Annotated in this window: 22 protein-coding genes; all 22 read right to left on the bottom strand. The window is 59.5% G+C overall.

All coding sequences use genetic code 11. From position 1 onward, the window contains the following. Positions 1-20: 20 nt before the first annotated feature. Positions 21-449, bottom strand: a complete 429-nt coding sequence (locus ACX3YD_RS22520) for a hypothetical protein (protein ID WP_458961056.1) — start codon at positions 447-449, stop codon at positions 21-23. A gap of 65 nt (positions 450-514) precedes the next feature. Next, on the bottom strand, positions 515-1,249 hold the full coding sequence (locus tag ACX3YD_RS22515; protein ID WP_458961055.1) for a C40 family peptidase: 735 nt from the start codon (positions 1,247-1,249) through the stop codon (positions 515-517). A 2-nt stretch (positions 1,250-1,251) separates the two neighbouring features. Continuing rightward, a complete protein-coding gene (locus tag ACX3YD_RS22510) occupies positions 1,252-1,944 on the bottom strand; it encodes a phage minor tail protein L (protein ID WP_458961054.1) in 693 nt (230 codons plus the stop codon). After that, positions 1,941-2,270, bottom strand: a complete 330-nt coding sequence (locus ACX3YD_RS22505) for a phage tail protein (protein WP_458961053.1) — start codon at positions 2,268-2,270, stop codon at positions 1,941-1,943. Before ACX3YD_RS22505 ends, ACX3YD_RS22510 begins: the two co-directional genes overlap by 4 nt. A gap of 9 nt (positions 2,271-2,279) precedes the next feature. Beyond that, on the bottom strand, positions 2,280-5,009 hold the full coding sequence (locus tag ACX3YD_RS22500; RefSeq protein ID WP_458961052.1) for a phage tail tape measure protein: 2,730 nt from the start codon (positions 5,007-5,009) through the stop codon (positions 2,280-2,282). A gap of 24 nt (positions 5,010-5,033) precedes the next feature. Next, entirely contained in the window at positions 5,034-5,324 is a 291-nt protein-coding gene (locus ACX3YD_RS22495; RefSeq protein ID WP_458961051.1) for a DUF1799 domain-containing protein, read from the bottom strand. A gap of 17 nt (positions 5,325-5,341) precedes the next feature. Next, positions 5,342-5,725 (bottom strand): phage tail assembly chaperone, encoded by a 384-nt coding sequence (locus ACX3YD_RS22490; protein ID WP_458961050.1) that lies wholly within the window; start codon positions 5,723-5,725, stop codon positions 5,342-5,344. A gap of 9 nt (positions 5,726-5,734) precedes the next feature. Then, positions 5,735-6,382 carry a phage tail protein gene (locus tag ACX3YD_RS22485; protein WP_458961049.1) on the bottom strand — a complete coding sequence of 216 codons (648 nt, stop codon included), beginning with the start codon at positions 6,380-6,382 and terminating at the stop codon, positions 5,735-5,737. A gap of 72 nt (positions 6,383-6,454) precedes the next feature. Then, positions 6,455-6,874 (bottom strand): phage tail terminator-like protein, encoded by a 420-nt coding sequence (locus tag ACX3YD_RS22480; protein WP_458961048.1) that lies wholly within the window; start codon positions 6,872-6,874, stop codon positions 6,455-6,457. Beyond that, a complete protein-coding gene (locus ACX3YD_RS22475) occupies positions 6,874-7,443 on the bottom strand; it encodes a hypothetical protein (protein ID WP_458961047.1) in 570 nt (189 codons plus the stop codon). Before ACX3YD_RS22475 ends, ACX3YD_RS22480 begins: the two co-directional genes overlap by 1 nt. Further along, the gene (locus tag ACX3YD_RS22470; protein ID WP_458961046.1) at positions 7,440-7,829 is read right to left on the bottom strand and encodes a hypothetical protein; all 390 of its coding nucleotides are present in this window, start codon (positions 7,827-7,829) and stop codon (positions 7,440-7,442) included. Before ACX3YD_RS22470 ends, ACX3YD_RS22475 begins: the two co-directional genes overlap by 4 nt. Then, positions 7,829-8,320 carry a DnaT-like ssDNA-binding protein gene (locus tag ACX3YD_RS22465; RefSeq protein ID WP_458961045.1) on the bottom strand — a complete coding sequence of 164 codons (492 nt, stop codon included), beginning with the start codon at positions 8,318-8,320 and terminating at the stop codon, positions 7,829-7,831. Before ACX3YD_RS22465 ends, ACX3YD_RS22470 begins: the two co-directional genes overlap by 1 nt. Before the next feature lie 15 nt (positions 8,321-8,335). Further along, positions 8,336-9,715 (bottom strand): SGNH/GDSL hydrolase family protein, encoded by a 1,380-nt coding sequence (locus ACX3YD_RS22460; RefSeq protein WP_458961044.1) that lies wholly within the window; start codon positions 9,713-9,715, stop codon positions 8,336-8,338. After that, on the bottom strand, positions 9,715-9,960 hold the full coding sequence (locus ACX3YD_RS22455) for a spike base protein, RCAP_Rcc01079 family (protein ID WP_458961043.1): 246 nt from the start codon (positions 9,958-9,960) through the stop codon (positions 9,715-9,717). Before ACX3YD_RS22455 ends, ACX3YD_RS22460 begins: the two co-directional genes overlap by 1 nt. Before the next feature lie 18 nt (positions 9,961-9,978). Further along, on the bottom strand, positions 9,979-10,260 hold the full coding sequence (locus ACX3YD_RS22450; protein WP_458961042.1) for a hypothetical protein: 282 nt from the start codon (positions 10,258-10,260) through the stop codon (positions 9,979-9,981). Between the two features lie 53 nt (positions 10,261-10,313). Continuing rightward, positions 10,314-11,444, bottom strand: a complete 1,131-nt coding sequence (locus ACX3YD_RS22445; protein ID WP_458961041.1) for a P22 coat - protein 5 family protein — start codon at positions 11,442-11,444, stop codon at positions 10,314-10,316. Positions 11,445-11,509: 65 nt separating this feature from the next. After that, positions 11,510-12,286, bottom strand: coding sequence for a hypothetical protein (locus ACX3YD_RS22440; protein ID WP_458961040.1), 777 nt, complete (start codon positions 12,284-12,286; stop codon positions 11,510-11,512). Positions 12,287-12,667: 381 nt separating this feature from the next. Continuing rightward, the gene (locus ACX3YD_RS22435) at positions 12,668-12,916 is read right to left on the bottom strand and encodes a hypothetical protein (protein WP_458961039.1); all 249 of its coding nucleotides are present in this window, start codon (positions 12,914-12,916) and stop codon (positions 12,668-12,670) included. After that, positions 12,913-14,028 (bottom strand): hypothetical protein, encoded by a 1,116-nt coding sequence (locus ACX3YD_RS22430; RefSeq protein ID WP_458961038.1) that lies wholly within the window; start codon positions 14,026-14,028, stop codon positions 12,913-12,915. Before ACX3YD_RS22430 ends, ACX3YD_RS22435 begins: the two co-directional genes overlap by 4 nt. Further along, positions 14,029-15,423: a DUF4055 domain-containing protein gene (locus tag ACX3YD_RS22425; RefSeq protein WP_458961037.1), complete on the bottom strand. Its 1,395-nt coding sequence runs from the start codon at positions 15,421-15,423 to the stop codon at positions 14,029-14,031. A gap of 3 nt (positions 15,424-15,426) precedes the next feature. After that, positions 15,427-16,707 (bottom strand): terminase large subunit domain-containing protein, encoded by a 1,281-nt coding sequence (locus ACX3YD_RS22420; protein WP_458961036.1) that lies wholly within the window; start codon positions 16,705-16,707, stop codon positions 15,427-15,429. Beyond that, the gene (locus ACX3YD_RS22415) at positions 16,682-17,239 is read right to left on the bottom strand and encodes a terminase small subunit (RefSeq protein ID WP_458961035.1); all 558 of its coding nucleotides are present in this window, start codon (positions 17,237-17,239) and stop codon (positions 16,682-16,684) included. The genes ACX3YD_RS22420 and ACX3YD_RS22415 overlap by 26 nt, the downstream gene beginning before the upstream one ends. Between the last annotated feature and the right edge of the window lie 174 nt (positions 17,240-17,413).

Genomic DNA, 17,413 nt, shown 5'->3' with positions numbered 1-17,413 from the left:
CGGTTTGTTTAACGGATGGGCTACTTGCCCCCGTAATCGATATATGGAGCCAGGTAAAAACCCTGCATGTCTCCGCTGAGCCTGAACAGGCTTTCTTGATTCGGTTTAACTCTCGCCGAAATAGTCTTTATTGCGGCACTTCCGCAGGCAGCTGAAAGTATCGGCCCGGAACCCAAATTAACATCGCCTGGCTGGATGTAAAAACTTGCCTTCTGTCCAGCACTAATTTTCGCTGCTCGCTTACCTTCAATGTAGAACATCATGTCGCAACCCGAACCCGTAAGGCCTGCATCACGAACTACCGTTATTTTCCCCGAGTCCTCGGAAATCTTTTCCTGGAACCCATAAAGAGAATCAAGGGGTACGTGTTCCGCAGTGCTTATCGGCGTTGGCGACGTCGCACACCCTGCCAGCACAACCAGTGCCAGGGCTGTTATAGCTTTCCGCATTTATGAGCCTCCATATGTTTCGGCGACTCTAACAGGGAGGTTGCGCGTAAATACAGGGCCTCGATTCACGGGGCCTCTACGAGTGATGCTGTCCTTGGCCTGTAGCGCATGATGTGAGTGGTGCACTCGCGGTACGCGCGGCCGTAGACTTCCTTGCAGCTCAGGCGTCCGTACAGGTGATGAAGCAGGACGTCGCCATCTAGCCAAATCGCACCATGGCATGGTGTTTGGCTGCCGATGGCCATGACGATCAAGTCGCCTGGCTCTGGGGAGGCGACCGGCACAAACCCGGCCCGCTCGAAGTTGTCGACGTACAGGTTCTCGCCGTTGTGCCACCAGTCATCCTTGCGGTGGAAGTCCGGAAGGATGATGCCGAGCACCTGGCGGTAGTAATCGCGGACCAGGGTGTAACAGTCGATCACGCCATGGACAAAGACCCGGCCTTCGAGCGGCATTTCGCCGGCGGCCGGCATTTCGTGCCAGGTTGCAGCACCATCCTTCAGCCCGACAATCCACCAGGTCATGCGGCCGGCCGCGTGACTCGCGATATCGTGCAGGCTTGGCTCGGGGCCGGCATCAGGGTGCGAATGCACCACCGCGACGATATCGCCCAAGTCCTCGGCAGCGGCGTAATCCTCCGGGTGCAAGATGAAGTGATCCGGCTCTTCCGACTGATTGCGGCACGGCACATAGGACGGCCTTCCGCGCACGCTGACGACCAGACCGCATGACTCTCGCGGGTACTCAGCCAAGGCATGCGCCTCGGCGTCAGCCCGGCATTTCTCGAACAGTTTGCTCATGGTCAAAGTCTCGGAACGCGGGCAATGCCCGGGAAGCCGCCGAAAGGCAACTCACCGAACTCGCCGAAGCGTTTTTTGCAGCCCCGCAAGGTGCGGCTGCATTGATCCTTTGCAGGGTCACTGGTTGGGTTGTCGGTATAGTCGGCCACCGGCCCGCCGGCATAACCACACTCGCCAGATTTGTAAGCCCATAGGCAAGTGCCAGCCACCACCTGACGCCTCGGTAATTTCACACCCTGTAGGTCGAGTGGCGAGCCCAGTTCGAACTCAATCGCGGCCGGTGTCTCGTTGGCCTTGCGCGTGATGATCCAGGTTTCAACCGGGTACTCTTCTGCTGGATTTGCAGTTGGGTTGCCGCCAGCGAAGTTCGCCGCATCAAGGTACTTGACCAGCGTGCGACGGCGCTTGAGCTTTATCCCCAGCAAATCCTCGTATTGCCTGCACAGCGCCGAAACCGTCCCGCCGAAGTTGCCGACTTGAAGCTGTGGCCGGGCCGGCGATCCTTGACTGGGTGTAGCGAACTCCTGAGCCTTGATCGGCCAGGGTGTATAAACGTTCCCCTGCCATACAACAGACCCAAGCGTTTCGTTCACTCCAGCGTGAAACCGCAGCGTCTGGTCGGGCAATACCAGCTCGAACCCTTCCCAGATCGACATGCCATTCGCGAGCGCGAGCTGACCCTGAAGCTCACTCATTCGAATACCTCCTCAAAGGTTGCAGACAGACCATCAATGCCCTTGGCGATGTTGGTTCGTGTCCATTCTCGGCAGACATACTTCCCTGTCGTCTGGCCTGAGTGCACGTAGTAAAAAGCCTCAATCGCACCGCGAGCCTTGAGAAAGGTGTCGATGGCTTCGATCTCTGCCTTTGGCCGTTTGAACGTCAAGGATAGGTTGCGCGCCTGCTGGTTGATGCCGGATCCCTGCCGCTGCTCATACCCGTCGCCGAACTTGATAACCTTGACCGTCGGGGTAATCTTCTTGGTGGCGTCGTAGGTCGGAACCCATGTGAATGTCGGCATGACGCCTCCTTAGGTGAGTTGCCCACCATTACGGCGCGCAGTTGCGATTTCCTGCCTGACAGTGACCTTGATGGCCTCGGCCAGGCGAACAGGATCAACCCCTGACGCCCCGCTTTCCCGCGCATCTACGTTGACGACGATTGGCGTTTCTCCGCCGCCACCCTGCGATGCAGATCCGTCGGATGATCCGACATAGCCGCCGTCCGCATAGCCGCGCTTGTTCAGGCGCTCTAAATACCCGCGCATACCGCGCTGCTGGACCACCTCTTTACGGATCACTACCTCACCCTTATGCACAATGCCAGCAGGCTGATACTTGCCGCCGTCGCCGGTATAGCCGCCTCCATCGAAGCCGTAGGCACCGGTGTAGGATGCGGAGCCCCCAGCAGATGCTCCACCAGCCGCGCTTGTGGCAATGCCGAACAGACTGCTCAGCGCCGACGAACTGGCCTGCCGAACCGCGATACGGGCCATGTCAGACAGAACAGACTTCGCGAAGTCGGAGAATGAAAGCTTCCCGGTGGTGACAAACTGGACAAGGGCGTCCTCAGCCGAGCTGAAGGCATTGGTGAGCAGACTTTTGGTCTGCCCAGCCACATCGCGCGTCGATTCCAGATAGTTTTCCCATGCCGATGATGCGCCTGCGGTCCAGCTACCTTGCGCAGAGGTCATGTCGTCATAGTTGGCGATCACGGTGTTTCGCAGGTCCTGCTGGCTCTGTGCGACAGCCTTCAGCTTGGCGTTGTACTCGTCGAGGCTCATGCCGCGCGAGCCATCGCCGTACTGGTTGGCCAGATCGATACGCTGGGCGTTGGCCTTGTCGTCAATGCCGTTGAACTGGCTTTGCAGCCCTTTCTGCCGGTCACCCATACCAAGGCTTTCCGCCTCACGCTGCCCTTGCTGGCGAAGCGTGATGTTCTGCTGATTCAGGGCATCGGTGTAGGTCTGGATCGCCAGCTTCTGTTTATCAAGGCGCTCCTTCTCCTTCAGCCTCAAAACTTCAAGTTGGCTATCTGAGTCTTTCTGCGCCCTGACCATCGCGCTCTTTGCATCAGAAATCTTCTGGTCGAGCTGGATGCTCTGCTCTGCAGTTGTGCCCTTCTGAGCCTTTACCGCCTCAAGTGCTTTGATCTCGGCCTGATAGGCAGAAGTCACTTCTTCCTTTTCAGCCTTGATCAGAACTGCGCGCTGAGTCGCGTAAGTATCCTGCGTGATCAGACCGGCCTTCTGCTGCGCCTCAAGCTCTTTCTCGGAGTTCGAGTAGGTGGCCTGAAGATCCTTGATCGCGTTCTGGGCGTCGTTGTACCCGGTCAGGTTGAGGGCCTTGCTGCCCCCCGGCTTGTCGGTGAACTGCTTCTTCGCCGCTTCGCGTAGCTGGTTGAGTTCTGCCGGGGTATAAACCCTTCCGCCATCTCCGCTAGCGGAATCCTTGGCGAGAGCATCGATCTCCTTAAGCCTATCCCTGAGCTTCTCCTGGTTACTCGCGGTAGCCGTAAGCCCTGCATTCAGCTTGTCCTGAGCATTTACCGAGGCCTTCTGACGCTCTACGTACAAGCCTTGAGCTGCGGCGAGTGCTGCCTGGGTATCGCGCTGCTGGGTCAGGAATTTCAGCTCAAGCTGAGAGTTCTCCAGCTTCTTCTTGGCGTCGGTATCGCTTGGATCTGCCGCAACAGCACTTTTCGCATAGGCGACCTGCTGGCTGAGGTCAGCAATTTTCTTGGACGCATCCTCGGCGCGGCCAATGTCATTGAACGCATCCAGTGTCTTCCTGGTTTCGGAGGCGACCCCTTTCCATGCTCGCTCCCAAATGCTCAGGTTGGCAGTGATGTCAGCCGTACGGGTTTTGATGGTGTCGGCATAGGTGTCGGTCAGCAGCTTGGCAGCGCCGATAGTGTCGCCCTGCTCTTTCAGAGCGACGATCTGCGAGTAAACGGACGCAGTGAGAAAGTTGTACTGATCGTTCAGCGTTTTGGCGGCGGCAACCGGGTCTTTGCCGATCGAGGCAAACTCGGCGACCGTCTCTTCGATAGCCTTACCAGTGGCAGATTGCATCTCAAGCGCGGCCGTGGCCACGACGCCGAAGCTTTCGCCCGCGATCTTGCTGCTGCCGGCCAGTTGCGCCAGAACCTCAGCGGCTGCACCGGTAGTGCCAACAGTCGAACTCACCTGAGTAGCCAGGGTTGCCAACTGATCGGCGCTGGTTCCGGCAGCATTACCAGTCAGGATTAGCGCGGTGTTGTAGGCTGTCGCCTCTTCGCTACCCTTGTAATAGGCAAGGCCCAATGCCGCAGCAGCAGCCGCAGCCAGGGTGAACGGGTTGATCAAGCCGGCGACGTATCCACCCAGCGCCTTGGCAGCTGGACCTACACCGCCGAACATGTCCTTGAGCTGGCCGCCTTGTTGCAGCAGAACAGTTAGCGGGGCCTGACCACCTTGAAGGCTGGTGATGATGTCTGTGACTTGAGCCGGTACGCCGCGCAATGCCGCAGCAGTTTGCGCCGCTGATACGCCCGTGGCCGCAGTCTGCTTGCCGAGCTTTGCCGTGGCCGCCTCAGCCGCTTTCGTCTCGGCCGCCATCGCCTTGATGGAGATGCTTGCCTTCTTGCTCTCACCGGACAGGCTCTCCGTAGCCTTCTCGGCCTTCGCGCCAGCCTGCGCCAGACCATCCAGCTCCGTGGATGCCTTGGCTACCTCACCGGTCTCTACCTTGATCCCAAGGCTGGCGATGTCTTGTGTCATGCCACTCTCCTGACAATAAATTCACTACGCCTCGGCCATGACAGCGAGCGCTTCGGCCTCCATTACTTGAAGGTCAGGAAATAGTTCGGGGATTTGCCGCTTCTTGATGCCGATGTAGCTGGCCACGTCGCGAATGGACGTGTAGTCGAGCCCGGTCGCGCCGCCGGCACCGGTACGCCACTGAGTGCCGAGCGCATTGAACAGGCGGAAGACTGGCCAGTTGTCTGGCCAGATTTCCACGTCATCCTCTTCAAAGTCGTCAGCATCCAGGCCGAACAACGACAGCGTTTCTTCAGGCGCACGCGCCCCGTACATCGCTTGCGCCGCGGCGATCAGTTTCCCCGGCGAGCCACCGCGTAGGCAGCCTGATAAGCATCGAGGACTGCGGCGGGGGCGCCCGCGCATGTCCCAACAAGCTCAGTCAGGGATTCGTCGGATAGCTCTTCCGGAAAGCTCCAGCTGACGATGATTTCCTTCAGCTGGGCAGCTTCCAAAGCGATCTGGCGATCAGTTGCCTGCTCCCACGTCGCGCCATCCTTCATGGCCTCCTTGGCAGCCGCATCACGCTCCGCGTTCCACTTGTCGTAGTACTTCGCAAGATCCTTTCGGTCGCGGTACTTGAACTCGATCTCAACCTTGATTGAGTCGAATCCGACACGCGGGATCTCGACTTCAGCCTTGAACGTGGCGTTCTGTGCAATCTTGAAGCTAGCCATGTGTTCCCCTTACGACAGGTAGCGAACAGGAGCGGCCTGCAGGGCCAGGGAGACTTTGCGCGTCAGGATGTTGCCGCGCGACACCTCGGGCTGCAGCGAGAACGAGGTGTAGGCGCCGTAGTAAATCTTGTCGGTGCCTGGCAGGTTCAAGCGTGCGGCTTGAACGGTCTGCGCAGAGTCGGCAGCGGTCACGATTGGCACGTAGGCCAGAGTCGGATCGTCAGCAACAGTCAGCACCATGCTTGCAGCTGCCTTGTCGGTTGGGATCTGGCGGCCTTGCGAGTCCTCGAGGAAGACCACGTCCTGATAGTTCTGGTCACCGCCGGAGAACGCCACATCGGTGATCTGCGGGATTTGCACCCAGGTCAGGATCTTCTTCAGGCTGCCGACTCCAGATCCTACCGGGTAGGTCGTGGTGCTGGTGGTGTCGATCGCCTCCAGGGTGATCGCGGTAGCAGTGGCTGCCTTTACGCGGACGACCTTGTTGTTCAGCGCGGTCCAGCCAGACGAAACCAGCAGGATATCGCCGACAACCAGGGTCGCGCCGGTCACGGTGCAGATGGCCTCGGACGCGTTGGAGATGGCCGAGAACGGCAGTGCGGCGGCGTAGGTGGCGGCATGTTCAAACGTACCGCCATTCGGGATCTTGTAGCTCATCGGGGGTATTCCTCTTTGCAGAAATGACAAAACCCGCTCAATGGCAGGTTCTGGGTTTGCCCAATGGGCGGATTAGTTGGTGTCGGCTCGGTACGTGAACGACAGCGGTAGCAATGAGGCGGTGTCAGCCTGTTGCGCCGGCGCGGTTGCCATCGGCGAGCGGACGTAGACGGTGAAAGTCGTCTTGGTCAGTGCGAGGTTATTCGGGAACAGTGCAGCGATCTCGTCGGCGATCCCTTCAGCCGTACCGCGGCCAATCCCAGCTTTGGTCACGACGCTGACCTGGAACACGCCACGGTAGGCCGTGTGCTTACCTTCAAGGTCTTCGCTGGTCGTGTTGGCCGGCAGCAGGAAGGCGCGCAGGTAGGGTGAGCCGTCAGCCGGCGGCGTTAAGTCGACGTCTTCATAGGCAATCGGCAATGCCGGAACCCTGGCGGTCGCCCACGTCTTCAAGCGGCCTTCATACAGGCTGCGGATGATCTTGTCTGACATCAGGGAAGTTCTCCGACTGCCTTATCTATGAACATCTGTACCTCGAGGACCGAGATGCGAACGACACCAGCAGGCGCTTGGCTTGAATGGCCGTACTCGAGGCGCTGAGAATACGGGAGGTTATTCATCATCCAGATGGTGCCGACCTGAGTCGTGAAGCCCTGAATCACCGTCGCACCATCGCTTTTCGAGTCTTGCCCAGTCGGGTCGATGCGCTCCAGCGTCCCGGTCTTGGCTGTATCGAACGACACCTGCCAGTTGCCACGGAAGCGACCGCCGACGTAATCACCGCCCGCGACCAGGTCCATGCCATCCTTGATCAGGCGACCGGGCTTCATCCGTCCGTTCTTGGACAGGTTCGCCGGATCGTTGCGCAGCTCGGCATTCAGCCGGGCGACTTCATTGTTGTACTGGGTTGCCACTGAGTTCGCCGCCCAGAGTTCAGGGTTGCCGACCGGGGATCTGTCCACCACGGCAGCCAGCAGGTCGATGGCAACCTTCTTGATGACGGTCTCGGCATTGGCATTCGCCTTCTCGGCGAACGCCTTCAGATCCAATGCGAAGCTCATTTGCGCGCCTGCACACTGAAGCCGACCGCGAGGCCGGCGTAATCCCAAGGGTCGACGTTCTGGACGGTGTAGGTGTCGCCGTCGAACTGGATCTTGTCCTGGCTGATCGGCTGCGGTGTATCGGTGCCATCCAGCAGTAGCGGCGAGATCAGGATCTTCACGTCGCCCTGCTTGATGCGCGAGCCGTCGATGTCACGCTGGTTGTAGTTCTCGCGAAAGCCCGAGCCGTCGTATTGATCGGTGGTCACTGGGGTTGTGCCGCTTTCCGGGTCATATTCACCGGTCGTGACGCGGAGCAGTGACAGTTCCAGTCCTTTGCCGCCCTTGCTGCGAGGCGCCAGCATTCGCGCAGCGCTCGCCTTCGCCCGATCATAGATATCCGACATCAGCTTCTACTCAGTGAGACCTGGCTGGATGACTGCAGAAGCCCAGAGAACTGCGCATAAGACTGCCGAACAGACGCAGGCTTGCTAATGATGGGGCTTGCAGTCGAGTACTCGGTTTCAAGCGGGCCTACCTTCTCCCGGCTGATCGCGCCAAGGCGTTGCTCAGGCGGTGACAAGTCGTCGGCATGAATCTCGGTGGCCAAGGCCATTTGCCCGGCCTTGATCTGTGCCGGGATGGAGTCGGATGGGAGCACCCAGCCATTCCGGCAGACGTTGAAGCGTGGCCACGCCAGCGCCTGGTCACGATTGACTGCGCGGCCCTTCCAGTTCAGTGCATCCATCTGGAGCGCAGCCCGGCGCAACAGTGCTTCCTGCGACGGCGTATCAGCCGGAATCACCCGGCCGAAGTTCGCCGCGTATGCCACCAGTTCTGCAGCAGTGGCAAATGACTCGGCGCCGGCCACGATGGTGCCGTTTTCAATGATCAACATAGTGGCCTCATGCGGTTATAGACCGAGCGCGGTGGTGTAGGCAGGAATGGCAAAACCAGCAATGGTCACGTAGCCCGCTGCGTCTGGGTGGGTTCCGTCGATGGTGGTGAAGGTGTTCCAGGTGCTCGTATCGATCCACACAAGCTTTGGATTCGCCTTGGCGTCCATCACTCCCTTCAGAATGACGTTGGCAGCATCTACTGCGGCCTGGGCACCAGCGTTCGGCAGGATGCCTCGGCACAAGACCTTGCCATAACCCTTGGCCAGCAGCTTATCGATGCACAGCCCATAGTCCGCTTGCTCGGTAGAGTCGATGCCATCTGAGGCATTGTTTCCGCCCAGCGCCAGGATCGCCACGTCATTGGTTGTCACGGTGCGCAGTGGAAGAACGTTATCGAGCATGGTCTTGCCGCCGCCGACAGTCTGCCCGGAGATCCCATTGGTGCTGCCGACAAACCCGATGGCCGCCGCGACACGCATGGTCTCCGTATCCGCCGATGTGGCGCCCGGACCTGATCCGAACGTGATCGAGTCACCGTACTGATCCAGTCGCCGGCGAGTGCCGATGTCCAGAAATGCCGAGTCGGCCGACACGCAAAAGGTGCCACCGGTTGGCACTTGGTTGCCGTCGTCCCAAACGTTGTACGTCGAAACAGACCCGTCGCACGGAATGATCAAGGCGCGCGGTGGGAAATCAGTCTCATCTGCGACAGAGTAATACGTAGCCGCCCCGCCGTTCTTACTGACACCCACCTTGCGGGTTCCGTTTAGCGTGACCGCCAGCTTGGTGAATGCACCTTTGATCTTGACCGAGTTGATGCAGGACCCGTAGGTGGTGCCCTTCGGCGTTGTTAGCGACGGCGTGTAGTTCGCCGCGTTGGCGATGATTGCGCCGCTGTACAGACCGAGGGCCGAATCGGCACCTGGTTCGATCTTGCCGACAAAGGTTTGCAGCGCCGGAGGCTGTCCAGTGACCGCGAGCACGTTGCCGGATGAGGCGATGTACGGAGCGCTTGCCATGGCGGCAACCCAGCGCACTTCGACGAATCGGGTGGCGTGCGGCAATCCAGTGAACAGGGTATAGACCGACGCAGTGTTCGGCGCGGCGGCAAATGCCCCGCCATCGATGGCCACTTCCATGGATCCAGCGTTATCGCCGAAGTCCGTGGGGTTGGTCAGCTTCGCTTCCGTGCCGGTGATGTACCCGCACCACAGCGTCAGTGCGCCCCGGGCATAAACCCGGGCCGCGTTCTTGGTGGTGCTGACCGAGCCGGTAAAGCCGGGCGAAACTTGCGCCGAGGTGAAGTTGACTGTTGTCGGCGCCGGTAATGAAGCACTGCCATTGGCCCCAACGCCCTTGACGCCGCGCCAGATGCTCGCGCCCAGGCCGATCATCAGTACATCGCCACAATGCTGGCGGCGGTCGTGCCGGCGGACATCACTTTCTTGGCTCGAATTGGCAGGATCTGCCCGGCCGAGACCGCAACGAACACAACAGAGGTGGAGCCATCTTCAGGAATGACCGCAACGTTGCCAGCGGCGCCAATGTAGAGCGAGCGAGGCAGTGGCGACAGAACAGTGGAATCGCTAGGGGTTACAGCGTAGGCAGATGATGCTGGGCTGTCGGAGGTTCTGGACATTGCGGCGATCCTTTTGGATTAGGCTTCTTTCCAGCCGATCCGCTTGTGGTCAGCAAGGGCGGACGGATGAACTTCGAGGGTTTCGCCGTCCTTGGTCACTGCGATCAGGTGGGAGTTGTCCACCTCTTCATCGACAGGCTTTTTGGCGGCCTCATCGATCGCTTCCTGCGCCTTTGCGGTGTGCACTGCCTGCTCTTCAGCAGACAGCAGCGCGAATTCTTCGGCCTTCAGGCCACTCAGCTCAACGGCCTTTTCCAGCAGGGCCTTTGCAGTTTTTTGCTCTTTGGTCAAACCAGCCATGATTCATTTCCTCTTGAGCAGACAGGGGCCGAAGCCCCCATCCGATTCAGGCCTTAGCCCATGACGACGGCAACATGCTCGCCCTGAACGACTTTGAAGCCGTAGGCGATGTGCAGCTGCCAGGTGGTCATGCCGTAACCAGCGATTTGCAGCAGGAGGTAAGTCATGCCGAACTTGTCGCTGATCAGGGTCTGATTGATGATCGGGTTGGCCGGGATGATCGGCGCACGCATCACACCCACAACAGCCGAGCGCTCGAACGCGAGGTTAGGCACGTAGTTGTTGCCGATGGTCATGGCGTTGGCGGTCGGGATCACGATCTGGGCGCCTGGGCGACCGAGAGTGATGGTGCCCGGAGCAGCCACGCCGTTGTTCACGACGTACTTGTTGCCAGTGTCGGCCGCGAAGCTCACGACGTCGCCAGCCAGCACGGTGCCGGAACCGGTCACCAGCGCAACGCTTGGAACGTCGATGCCGGTCGAGCCGGAAGTGACGTAAGCTGTACCAGTACCTTTGGTGTGAGCGGTGATACCGGCAGACTCGCGGATCGAGAAGCCGAACTGACGCAGCAGATCGCCGGAGCGACGTTCCTGGTCATTACCGGCCTGATACGCCTGCTGGATGATGCCGAGCTTGCGGGCCGAGGTGCCAGCGCTCGAATCGATGCAGAGCTGCAGGTCGGCCATCGGGGCGCCGTTGTCGAACAGAACCTTGCGCACGTCGGGGATGATGTTGATGTCCGAGGCGAACGGGTTGGTGCCGGCGGTACCGACGGCACGGGTAGCGCCGACCTTGATCGCGGTGCAGGCAGCGACCTCAGCCTTGTTACGCAGAGCACGCATGCCCTGGGCGACCATCTGGCGCACCCACTCCTTGTCAGAGCCGGCGTTTTCCAGCGACTTGATTTGCTCGCCGGTCAGGTTCCAGTCGACGTAGTCGGTGTTGGTGATCTGAACGGACACGCCGTCAGCGGTCGCGTCGTCGCCGGTTGGCATCGCCATCGACGGGGTGAAGGATTTCACGGCGCGGATCGGCGCTACCGGAACCTTGACGGAGTCGCCAACGGCAACGCCTTTGTCGTCAAAGTCAGAGGTGATCGCGGAGATCACGCCGAACGGTTCGTTGGATACTTCCTGGGCGGCGCTGTACAGAACCGGCTGGAGAGCGGTGAAGATGTTGGCCATGTGGCGGTTTCCTTATGGCAATAAAAAACCCGCTCATGGCGGGCCTGGGAGTTGGGTTTTGTTGATCAGCCTTTAATGCTGACGCCGCTTTCCATCGCTGCAGCCCGCTGCTTGGCAGGGAGCGCATCGAATTCAGCCTGAGTCATCACCTTGGAGCCATTCCCGCCACCGTGGCCCGCACCGCCGCCGTTGCCGGTAGCAGGGAACCAGTGAGGACGAGTCTCTTTCATATCCGCCATCCACTCCTTGAGCGTCAGCGCTTTGCCGTCTTTGCCATACTTGCCCTCTCGAGCAACAGGGTTACCATCGTCGTCAAGCTCGAAGTCGCGCGACGCGGCGAGCATGGCGTCTTCCATGGCGTACTTGTGGACGCCGGCTTCAGTTGCTGCGCCGACCACTTCGCCCTTGAGGACGCGCGAGGCGAACTTCTCGGTGCGGCTGGATGCGTTGGCAGCTGCGTCTTGAGCCAGCTTCAGGTCTTTCTCGAAGCCGGCCTTCATGCGGTCAGCACGCTTGGCCAGGACGGTATCGATGTCGCCCTTGGCAATCAGTTGGGCTTCTTCGTCGCTGGCAAACTTCGAGAGAATGCCGCGAACAGCATCGGGGTCGATGCCTTCGAAGGACTTGAGCTGGTCACCAGTGGCTTTCAGCTTGCCCAGCAGTTCGGTGTTCTTGGTCTTCAGCCCGGTTACCGCTTCACCAACGCGAGCGTCGATGATTGCCTGAAGTTCAGGAGTGATTTCCGGGCCTGACCCGCCACCACCGCCACCATTACCGCCGTCACCACCTTCACCACCACCCTCTTCCGCCATCAACGGATACCACTTGCCGAAAATAAACATCTGCTAACCCCTGGGGTCTGTTGGCCGCCTGGCGGCAATAAAAAGCCCCGTCATTGACGAGGCTTGTGTGAATCGCGGGTATAAAAAAGCCCCGGCGGATGCCAGGGCTGTTTGAATTCGTTTTCTAATGCCTGTGAGCGAGTCGGTGCTCTGGCATTATCAGTGTCATCGTTTGGCGAATCTCAGAAAGCTCTGAGTCGGCCCACTTCCTGTAATGGTCATCAGACTCTTTCGTATGGAGCCCCATCGATCTGCATGCCGAAGGCGGAACACGGGTCATAACAAGGAGCTCTCTACGCTCAAGGGTTCGAATGGCTTCGCTGTTATCGACAGCAGCATCAATCTGGGCGAGCCGCTGAATCATCACGTCATATGCTCTAGTCATAATACCACCCTCTCCCCCTTCATCAGGCAGCAGACGCACAGCAGCGCCTTGGTCCCGCCAGTTGGCTTGCCGTTCTTCATCAGGACGCCGATCTTGGTCTCGATCACTTCCCTACCCCCGCAGCGATGGCACTGAACCATCGTCGCAGGCTTGGGCATCGCACGCACACGACGACGCACCTGCTCGGCCGGGGTATCCGGTGGAGCGGTGCCGTCGATTACGTGGAAGCGGGGTTTGTCGGTCATGCCGCGATCTTAGCAAAGGCCGCTGCATCCCGCTCGCGCATCTGGTCGAGCGTCATCCACTCCCCGGTGGACGAATAGAAGTCCTCCATCTTGACCTTGCCTTCCTTCAGCAACTGATACCGGGCCGGGCCGAGTACTTCGATCTTGCGGGCGTCCGACTGGCGATTGAGCCATTCGCTGTAGGTTGTGTTGCCCGGCACTTGGCCGTCCATGCTGGCGCGTTGGGATGGCGTCATCTCGTCGATGTTCATGCCCAACTCTTTCCAGCTCTTGGTCACCGGTGCCGACGTTGACCGGCAGCACCAGTGAATCTTGCCCGGGCCTTGCAGCCAAGGCACCTTGTGGCCGATTGGCTTGTGCGTGTTGACGGTGTACTGAAGCTGATCGCGAATCCTGCACTGGGCGCTGGTCCTATTGTCGAGGGTTGACACCCAGCGCTCGGCCTTGATGATCTCGTCGTTAACCTTGTTGAACTCGTCCCGCGCAGTCGCCGCGGTATGGCTAACGGCCGTCCTGACGACGCTCGCAAGGTCTTTGCGGGGCCGCTCAAGGAAACCGTCAGCGTATCCAGACGCCCTGGTACCTCGAATGCTGCGAATGATCTGGTCAGTCGTCTTGCCTTCGAGGTAACCGGTGCGGATGGCGTTGCGGACCTTGACCATGCGGTCGGCGGCGATCTCCTTGCCCCAATCCTTCAGCAATCGGCCCTGGAACGGACGCGCCATCGCCGCAGCATAAGCCTGCTCGGCGCTGACGCTGGCCATCGGGAAACGAACCAACACCGGATCGGGTAGCACCGTCTCGAACAGCGCCTGCTGCCAGCTCACCTCGTAGCCCGCCAGTTCCTTCAGGTCTTTCTGTAGCTCGGTGGCGACCTGAGCATAGGCCTGAGTGTTGATCAGCCTCACCTGATCCAGCAGCAGCTCCAGGCGCTCAACCGTGAAGGATTCAGCCGGTAGCCGCTCCAGTGCAGCAGCCAGGGCCGCCGAAAGATCAGCATCCGACCGGTTCAGCAGCGCAATGATCCGCCGGACCACGCCAACCTTATATTTCTCGAGCGAGACAGCGTGATGGATCTGCTCGTCCTCGATCACAAGATTGACGCTGGGCATTTAGAGCACTCCGAGGCTTGGCCCTTGTGAGGCAATTTTTGCTGATTCCTCTTCCCACTTGATGTCACTCGATACCACGTTTCGGCGCTGCATCTCAGAGAACAGGGTCTCGTCGGACAGTCGGCCTTGCGATGCCATGTTGAGCAGCAGCGGCAAAGTCGTCTCAGGCGCGAAGTCGATGTCGAAATTACCCTGCACCTGGACGTGACCGCCTTCCGGCAGCCCGCTCAACTCGGCGAAGTGCTGAAGGATCTGATCAAGCGCATCTTCCAACCCGCTCGCCATGGTTTGCAGCGGACTCAGCTCCTGAGCGGCCTCTTCCTCGGCTTGCGTGGCAGTCTTGACGGCTTGCTTGTCCTTCTGGAGCAGCTTGGCCCCAGCGACACGCATCTGGTCTTCGAGGTCAGCCAGCGACGTGCGGCCGGCCTCGATTGATGCGCCGGTGTGCTCCACCCACTTCATGTCGCCATCTTTCGGCAGCTTGGTGGCCGAGGCCGTACCGACCTTCAGCTCCCAAGTATCGTCATCGATGCCCGAGATCGCCAACATCGGCACCCGAGCAACGTGCAGGATATTGTCCTGATCGCTCTGCGACTGCCAGTGCTTGGCGTTGAGGTAGGCCAGCTCCAGTAGTGGCGGCTTGGCCGTCATGAAGCCCGTGCGGTCGGTGTAGAGGGTTGTCAGCGGGATGTGCGTGAGAGAGGTATTACCCTCGTCAAACAACACCCACGCCTTCTTGCCCTCGACTTCCTGCTCGCGGTAGACCATCCAGGCGCCCGGAACCAGCACGCGGATCTGCTCAATGCACTTGATGCCGAACTGGCCATCCTCCTCCTCGACCGATTCCTTGTAGCGGAACTGGGTCAGGACGTGCTCGCCACCGTTATTGCTGACTCGCCATCCGATCACCTGTTGAGGGCGGATCATGATGGCGTAAGGACGCGCCTTGACGGCTTGAGCGTCGGCCAGGGTGACCAACTGCTCAGTGTCACCGCTCGGCTTGATGTTCGGGTAGTCGGCCAGCGCATGGCACAGGCCGTGTGACAGCGCTTGGAAGAAGTAGGACTTCGCCCAGACCTGCAGGTTGTTGCCCTGGCGGTCGAAGTCCTGAGTCAGCTCGTCAATAGCTGGCGGTACGTCATCGCCCAACACGATCGGCTCAGCGAAGACACGCCCAGTGTTGTTCTTGACCGTCTCGCGGTATGCGGGGAACAAGGTAGAGAGGCTGAGGCGCTTCCGATAGTCGCAGTCTTCTTCCTTCGGCCACTTCGGCAACAGCAGTTCTCCCGCCTCGCGCATCGCCCGGGTGCCGCCCATCAAAGGATCGACGATGGCCCAGTCTTCGCGCATGGCGTCCACTGCGGGCAGTGTCTTGCTTGGATCGTCACTGCTCATAGGTCAGATTCTCAGAGGTGCGGTGGATGCGGTGCGTTTGACGATCGGGAAGCGCTTGATGATGAAGTAGCCAATGGCATCATTCGGGTCTTCCGTGCCGTCTTTGTTCGGTTCGCCTTGGTCGTTATAGGTCTGCTGTTCAAGCACGCCTGTTGCGACCGGGCAGAGTTCGGTGTTGACCTTGTAGCGGCGCTCACCTTCACCATTGAGGAACATGGCGTTGACTGACAGCACGCGGTCACGCACGGCTGGGTTCGCTGGGTTGACGATGAGCGAGAAGCCCGCGGTCTTCAAAAGGCTGTGATCCGTCTCACTGCCATTGACGCTCTTGCGGTTCTTGCCGCTGGCATCCGGGTAGATCGAGATGTGATGGTCTGGGTACTTCTCTTTCAGGGCTACGATCATCGCCGGCGTATCGAACACATGCGTGATCTCGCCGAGCAGTAATGGCAGCCCGTCACGGATGACGTGAACCATCGCGGCCATGCGGCTGATGTTGAAGTCCATACCGACATGCAGCGCCTCGCCGGGTTTGATTGTCTCGCTAGTGTGGTTGAGCACCCTGTCAAAGCTCGGGTACACACTGCCCGACACCAGGTTGACGAACTTGCCATCGATGTAGGCGTCCACCAGATTCGCCGGGTACGACTCTTTGAGCGACCCGATGTAGTCCTTCGGCAGGTTCTTCGCGTTGTCCCGGGTGCTGGCATGCACGATGCCGTACAGCGGGCGCTGGCTCGGGTTAGCGGCCAACTCACGCACGAACTTGCGATAGACCCAGTTGAAGCCCTCAGGCGTCGTCGTGACATCAATCGTGTTCTGGTCACGGCCAGGCCACACGGTCGACATCCGCGCAATGATCTTTTTCCACGCGCTGTCGGCCTTCTTGATCGGCATGCAGTCGATCTCATCGACCAAGGCGTGCGCAATGTTGAAACCGACAATGCGGTGCGGGTGCTCCATGCTCTTGCAGACGATGGTGCTCAGGCAGCGCCCAAGGTTGTCACGCAGGTAAACGCGCTTCTTGCTGGCCACGATGTCGGCGAACAATCCGAACGCCTCTGCGACCTCTGGCATCGTCTCGTAGAAGATGTCCGCGATCTGCGGATAGGTCGGAGCGAAGTAGCCCTGCGGAATGCCTGGGTGCTCAAGTGCGTTGATGCACATCCGCACACAGCCAACGAATGTCTTGCCGCTACGGTAGCCGCCGACGAACGCCGAAAACTTCTTGGGGTGACTGATGAACTCGAACTGCGGCTTATTCAGCTTCAGGGTCGCTTGCATCTTCCACCCCGATGATTACTTGCTTGGGCTCGGGCAGGCCCTTGTTCGGGTCTTCCAGTTCGCGGCGGAGCTTCTCGTTGGTGAGCCGCTTGTTCTCGATCTCGATGCGCTTCAGTTCGCCCTCAAGGTCAACATGCTCTCTATCGCTGAACAGCTTGAGGTGCTTGCCGAGCAGCTCGAAACCCTTAAGGACGTTCTTGGCGTCGAACTCAAAGGCTGGAGCCATATCGCCTTCAGGCGTATCAACGAATACCTGGGCGCCTGAACGATCCAGCACAGGGGCAACCTGGCGACACCGCTCGATGACTTCGACTATCCCCGCAAGCACATAATCCTGCGTGATGGCCGTCCTCTCAGACCGCCCTTGCATGGCAGCCTTGAGTGCTTTTGCAATCTCAGGTTTTCTAAGGTTCTCTTGACCTATCGACGCAGCCGTCTTCTTGCTGTAGCCCGCGCGTATAGCCGCTTGCGTGGCATTCAGGTCTTTCAGGTACTCATCGACGAAGCGCTGCTGTTTCGCTGTCAGCGCCATAGGGATTCCTTGAGACTTTGGTGCCTCGCTGGGGCAGGACTTGAAAAGGTGGCGGGTTGCCGGTATTGGTGGGGCTCAACTCAAAGCAGGGAATTAGCTCATGGATTTCGAAGTAGCAGAGATCGACATCAACCTAGGATCTCCTGACCATATTCATCTTTCCGGAGTGCCAAT

The sequence above is a fragment of the Pseudomonas fluorescens group sp. PF-1 genome (assembly GCF_054481335.1).
The sequence above is the reverse complement of the archived record's forward strand: the minus strand, read 5'-3'. Positions and strand labels throughout refer to the sequence as shown.